The 5,823-nt window shown below is 69.2% G+C and carries 6 protein-coding genes; 1 reads left to right on the top strand and 5 read right to left on the bottom strand.

Translation table 11 applies throughout. The features are described 5' to 3' along the window. On the bottom strand, nucleotides 1-484 hold a 484-nt coding region (gene ruvC / locus GT354_RS40125; RefSeq protein WP_161361403.1), incomplete at its 3' end, for a crossover junction endodeoxyribonuclease RuvC. Between the two features lie 447 nt (nucleotides 485-931). Here ruvC and GT354_RS40120 point away from each other — a divergent pair. Beyond that, nucleotides 932-2,233: a mannosyltransferase family protein gene (locus GT354_RS40120; protein WP_161361401.1), complete on the top strand. Its 1,302-nt coding sequence runs from the start codon at nucleotides 932-934 to the stop codon at nucleotides 2,231-2,233. 166 nt (nucleotides 2,234-2,399) lie between these two features. On the opposite strand, the gene GT354_RS40115 is transcribed toward GT354_RS40120, so the two are convergent. The 4 genes from GT354_RS40115 to GT354_RS40100 all read right to left on the bottom strand — a co-directional run bounded on the left by GT354_RS40115 (nucleotide 2,400) and on the right by GT354_RS40100 (nucleotide 5,574). Beyond that, nucleotides 2,400-3,152, bottom strand: coding sequence for a YebC/PmpR family DNA-binding transcriptional regulator (locus GT354_RS40115; protein ID WP_161361400.1), 753 nt, complete (start codon nucleotides 3,150-3,152; stop codon nucleotides 2,400-2,402). 89 nt (nucleotides 3,153-3,241) lie between these two features. Further along, nucleotides 3,242-3,859, bottom strand: coding sequence for a pyridoxal 5'-phosphate synthase glutaminase subunit PdxT (pdxT, locus tag GT354_RS40110; protein WP_161361399.1), 618 nt, complete (start codon nucleotides 3,857-3,859; stop codon nucleotides 3,242-3,244). 146 nt (nucleotides 3,860-4,005) lie between these two features. Continuing rightward, a complete protein-coding gene (pdxS, locus tag GT354_RS40105; RefSeq protein ID WP_161361396.1) occupies nucleotides 4,006-4,950 on the bottom strand; it encodes a pyridoxal 5'-phosphate synthase lyase subunit PdxS in 945 nt (314 codons plus the stop codon). An 87-nt stretch (nucleotides 4,951-5,037) separates the two neighbouring features. Beyond that, the gene (locus tag GT354_RS40100; protein ID WP_161361405.1) at nucleotides 5,038-5,574 is read right to left on the bottom strand and encodes a LemA family protein; all 537 of its coding nucleotides are present in this window, start codon (nucleotides 5,572-5,574) and stop codon (nucleotides 5,038-5,040) included. Nucleotides 5,575-5,823: the final 249 nt, after the last annotated feature.

Genomic DNA, 5,823 nt, shown 5'->3' with positions numbered 1-5,823 from the left:
GCCGGTCGGAGGCGCCGCCGCGCCAGATGTGGCAGATCGCGAGGGCGACCGCGTCGGCGGCGTCGGCCGGTTTCGGCGGACCGTCGAGACGAAGGATACGGGTCACCATGGCCCCGATCTGGGCCTTGTCGGCGCGACCGCTGCCGGTGACCGCGGCCTTGACCTCGCTGGGCGTGTGCAGCGTCACCGGCAGGCCGCGCCGGGCCGCGCACACGATCGCCACGGCGGAGGCCTGCGCGGTGCCCATCACGGTGCTCACGTTGTGCTGGCTGAAGACCCGCTCGACCGCCACGCAGTCGGGTCGATGCCGGTCCAGCCACTCCTCGAGGCCCTGCTCGATGCCCAGCAGACGCGCGTCGATCGCCGCTTCGGCGGGCGTACGCACGACGCCGGCCTCGACCATCCGCAGCGGTTTGCCCACCGCGCCGTCGACGACCCCGACACCGCATCGGGTCAGACCGGGGTCGACCCCCAAGACCCGCATGCCGCGCCCCTTTCGTCCCCGGCGGGCGCTGTGTCGCCGTCCCGCGCTTTGTTCGGTCGTACACCCGGGGCGGTCGGTTCGACCCGGCCGGTCCGTCGAGGCACCCGTCCGGCCCACCGACGCACCTCGCCCGAGCCACCCACACACCCGATCGGTCCACCGATACACCCGCCGGACCACCGATGCCTACCACCCGAACGGCCCCGTCGATACGAACACCTGTTCGTTCGGACAAACCCTAGTGCAGCCCTGCCGGCCGGCTCGGTTCCGCCACTCCGTGATCACTCGTTCGGGCGACACGTACGCTTGTCCGGTCGATGACCCCCATGACCCCCGACGACCCCCGCCGCCGCTCGCCGGCCCGGCAGGTCCGTCGTCGCACGTGAGCCCCCCGGGGCGGCGCTAGGGTCGGTTTGAGACTGTCCCGTCGCCGCCCGGAAGGTTTTCATGTCGACGCCGTCCACGCCGGTCGCGGAGACCCCACCGGCCGCCGAGAAGGACGCGAGCAGCGTGCCGGCGACCACCGACACGACCGGGGCGGCCCTCGTCGTCGAGCGCCTTCGCTCCGCCGCCGGCGACACCTGGCACCGCACCTCGCTCTCGTTCCGGCCCGCTCGTACCGCGGTCGTCGGCTACCTGATCGCGCGCGCGATCAACCTCGTGGTCCTGGGTCTGATGGCGTTCGCCACCAAGAAGCCGTTCTGGTCGATGGTGGGTTCGTGGGACGGCGTGTGGTTCCGCGACATCGCGGACTTCGGCTACGTGGACAAGATCGCCGTGTCGCCGACCGGCAAGCCGTACTGGAGCAACGTCGAGTTCTTCCCCGGCTATCCGTGGGCGGTGCGCCTCGTCTCGGACCTGACCGGCCTGTCCGCCCTCGACGCCGGCATGGTCGTGACGCTGGTCGCGGGCGCCGTCGCCGCGTGGGGCCTGTACGCGCTCGGGCGCGAGGTGACCGGCAGCCACCGGGTCGCCACCTTGTTCGCGCTCCTGTGGGCCGTCGCGCCGGGCTCGATGGTGCTGACGATGGTCTACTCCGAGGCGCTGTTCGTCGCCTTCGCGTCGTGGGGTCTGCTCGCGGTCCTGCGCCGGCAGTGGACCCTGGCGTGCGTGCTGTGTCTGCTCGCCGGACTGACCCGCAACACCGCGTTCGCGCTCGTCGCCGCGCTCGGCGTGGCCGCGCTGGCAATCGTCCTGGAGCGCCGCGAGGACGGCCGGCGGGTGGGGCTGCTGGCGCCGCGGGCGCGCCGCCCGGTGCTCGCGACGCTGATCTCGCCGCTGGCGTGCGTGGGCTTCATCGCGTGGGTGGGATGGCTCGCGGGCCGGGCCGACGGCTGGATCTGGATCCAGGACAAGGCGTTCCACCTGCGGATGGACTGGGGCGTCAGCACCGTCCAGTGGATGAACAAATATCTGACCCACGTGGGCCGACCGATCTACGTGGTCTGCACGTTCGTGATCATCCTGTCGGTCGGACTGACGATCTGGTCCTTCCGCGACCGGCGAACCCCGCTGCCCGTGCACGTCTACGGCGGCGTGGTGATGTTCCTCGCGCTGACCACCAGCAACGACTGGTTCTTCCACTCCAAGCCGCGCTTCATGCTCCCGGCGTTCACGATCGTGCTGCCGCTCGCGCGTTTGATGGCCAAGTGGCCGCGCGGCGTGGTGATCTCGGTGCTGATCGCGGGAGCGGCGTTCTCGGGGTGGTACGTGAGCTTCCTGCTGTACGTCATAAACACCAACCCGTAGCCCGGTAGACCGGCCCGGCACACATACGGGCTACACGTGCCGGAAAACGCGAAGGGCCGGTGGCTCGTCCCACCGACCCTTCGTGCGATCGACCGCTCGGCCGCCGAGCACTGTCGCCCTGTTCGTCGACCCACTCGCCGATCGACTCGTCGATCCATCCGTCGATCTATTCGTTGATCTTTTCCATGACCTCGTCGCTGACGTCGAAGTTCGCCCACACGTCCTGGACGTCGTCGCTGTCCTCGAGCGCCTCGATCAGGCGGAAGATCTTGCGCGCGCCCTCTTCGTCCAGCTCCACCGAGACGCTGGGGATGAAGTTGGCGTCCGCCGAGTCGTAGTCGATGCCGGCCGCCTGGAGCGCGGTCCGCACGGCGACCATGTCGGTCGCCTCGCTGACCACCTCGTAGGTCTCGCCGAGGTCGTTGACCTCTTCGGCGCCCGCGTCGAGCACGGCGGTCAGCACGTCGTCCTCGCTCAGGTCGTTCTTCGGAACGATCACGACACCCTTGCGGGTGAACATGTACGACACCGAACCCGGGTCGGCCATCGAGCCGCCGTTGCGGGTCATCGCGACGCGCACGTCGGACGCCGCGCGGTTGCGGTTGTCGGTGAGGCATTCGATCAGCACCGCGACGCCGTTGGGACCGTAACCCTCGTACGTGATGGCCTGGTAGTCGGCGCCCCCGGCCTCCGCACCGGAGCCGCGCTTGACCGCACGATCGATGTTGTCGTTCGGTACCGACGACTTCTTCGCCTTCTGAATGGCGTCGTAGAGCGTCGGGTTGCCGGCGATGTCACCGCCGCCGGTCCGTGCCGCCACCTCGACGTTCTTGATCAGCTTGGCGAAGAGCTTTCCGCGCCGGGCGTCGATGACGGCCTTTTTGTGCTTGGTGGTCGCCCACTTTGAGTGGCCGGACATCCGCCTCTACTCCTTCGGTCGCGGGTTGCGCTGCACGGGCCTGTACAGGCGGGAAGGATCCTACCGGCGCGCGTGGCCGGGACGTGTTCTCACACCCCTTGGATCGCGGCACGGACCATGTCGACGAAGTAGGCGTGCACGCGGTTGTCACCGGTCAACTCGGGGTGGAACGAGGTCGCGAGCAGGTTTCCCTGGCGCACCGCGACGATGCGATCCGCGTACGGTTCGGCCGTCAGCCGCGCCAGCACCTCGACTCGGGCACCCACCGATTCGACCCACGGAGCACGGATGAAAACACCGTGCATGGGCTCGTCACCCTCCAGCGCGGCGAAGGGTATGTCGGCCTCGAACGAGTCGTTCTGCCGCCCGAAAGCGTTGCGCCGCACGATCATGTCTATCCCGCCGACCGTCTCCTGGTCCTCGCGGCCGTCCAGGATCTTGTCGGCCAGCATGATCATGCCCGCGCACGAGCCGTACACCGGCATGCCGGCCGCGACCCGCTCGCGCAGTGCGGGGAACAGGCCGAAGGACACCGCGAGCTTGGACATGGTCGTCGACTCGCCACCGGGGATGACGAGTCCGTCGAGGTCGGCGAACTGCTCGACCTTGCGCACGGGGCGCGCGATGGCGTCGGCCTCGGCGAGCGCGATGGCGTGCTCGCGCACGTCACCCTGGAGCGCGAGGACACCGATGATGGGAGTGGACACGTCAACCTCGTCCGAGTCGTAGTGGCAACCGTGGCGGCGGGTGTGGCAGCTACCGAGCCGGGCCCGAACGCGGTCGCGTTCGGGCCCGGCTGCGCAGCGTGTACAAGTGGGTACCGAAGGTGCGAGTGGTACCCGGTGGGGGTCGACTACCAGCCGCGACCGGCGTAGCGCTGCTCGGCCGGGAGGGTGTCGATGTTGATGCCGACCATCGCCTCGCCGAGACCGCGCGAGACCTTGGCGATCACGTCCGGGTCGTCGAAGTGCAGGGTCGCGTCCACGATCGCCTTGGCGCGCTTGGCCGGGTCGCCCGACTTGAAGATGCCGGAGCCGACGAACACGCCCTCGGCGCCGAGCTGCATCATCATCGACGCGTCGGCCGGGGTGGCGATGCCGCCCGCGGTGAACAGCACGACCGGGAGCTTGCCGGCCTCGGCGACCTCCTTGACGAGCGCGTACGGCGCCTGGAGGTTCTTCGCGGCCACGAACAGCTCGTCCTCGTCGAGGACCGAGAGCTGCTTGATGTCCTTGAGGATCGTGCGCATGTGGCGGGTGGCCTCGACGACGTTGCCGGTGCCGGCCTCACCCTTGGAGCGGATCATCGCCGCACCCTCGGTGATGCGGCGCAGGGCCTCGCCGAGGTTGGTGGCACCGCACACGAAGGGGGTCGTGAACTTCCACTTGTTGATGTGGTTCGACTCGTCGGCCGGGGTCAGCACCTCGGACTCGTCGATGTAGTCCACGCCGAGTGCCTGGAGGACCTGGGCCTCGGCGAAGTGGCCGATCCGGGCCTTGGCCATCACCGGGATGGACACCGCGCCGATGATGCCGTCGATCATGTCGGGGTCCGACATGCGCGCGACGCCGCCGTCCTTGCGGATGTCGGCGGGCACGCGCTCGAGGGCCATGACGGCCACCGCGCCCGCGTCCTCGGCGATCTTGGCCTGCTCGGCGTTGACGACGTCCATGATGACGCCGCCCTTGAGCTGCTCGGCCATACCGCGCTTGACCAGCTCGGTACCGGTCTGGGGGGATGCGGGGGTGGTGGACACGGATGACCTCACACAGATGCGATCGACGACGGTTGGCTCCATCGTACGGGTGAGGTGGATCCTAATGTCACGCCACCCCGGCAAATTACCCGGGCCAATCTGTCCACAGTGGCTTGCGGTTGGCTCCTCTCAGGAGCCACCCGGCACGAGAGTGTGCGGTTCCTCGTCGTCCATCTCGAACGTGACGGGGTACGGGGCGTGGCCCGCGAGCCGCAGATACCGCACGAGCCGATGCCGGCGCACCGCGCGCGCCCCCCGGACCGCGTCGTTGTGGAAGCGCCGCGCCATCGGCACCCGGCGCACCGCGGTCTGAAGCTCCGCGACCAGTTCCTCGCCACCGGGGCGGGCCCGCAGATCATCGGCCTGCGCGGGATCCTCGAACACGATCCGCAACGCCCGCGACAGGTCGCTCTCCGCCACCTCCCGCTCGTCCTCGGCCGCGTTCCGCGCCTCGTGCGCCACGCCCGTCAACACAAGCGACGAAGCCGGATCGAGCAACCCCGACGTGGCGATCTCCTGCGCCACCGCCGACCGCCGCAACAACTGCGCATCCAACGCGGCCCGACTCGAATCCACCCGAGCATGCAGCCGATCCAGCCGCCCAGCCGTCCAACTCAAATAAACCCCAACAGCAACCACCGCAAGCAAAACCCAAACGACAGTCATCACGCCGCGACCCTAGCCCCACCACAACAGCCCCCCTCAAACCCCACCGACATCCGGGCCACCTTTCAGCCCGTCCGGCGCTTGAGGCCACCCATCCAGCCCGGCCGGCGTTTGAGGCCACCCTTCAGCCCGTCCGGCGTTTGAGGACAACCATCCAGCCCGGCCGGCGTTTGAGGGCAACCATCCAGCCCGGCCGGCGCCTGAGGCCACCCTCCAGCCCGTCCGGCGCTTGAGGACCAAAAAAGGGTG

The sequence above is a fragment of the Streptomyces sp. SID3343 genome (genome assembly GCF_009865215.1).
Lineage (GTDB): Bacteria > Actinomycetota > Actinomycetes > Streptomycetales > Streptomycetaceae > Embleya.
This window is presented reverse-complemented; position numbering and strand designations above follow the sequence as displayed.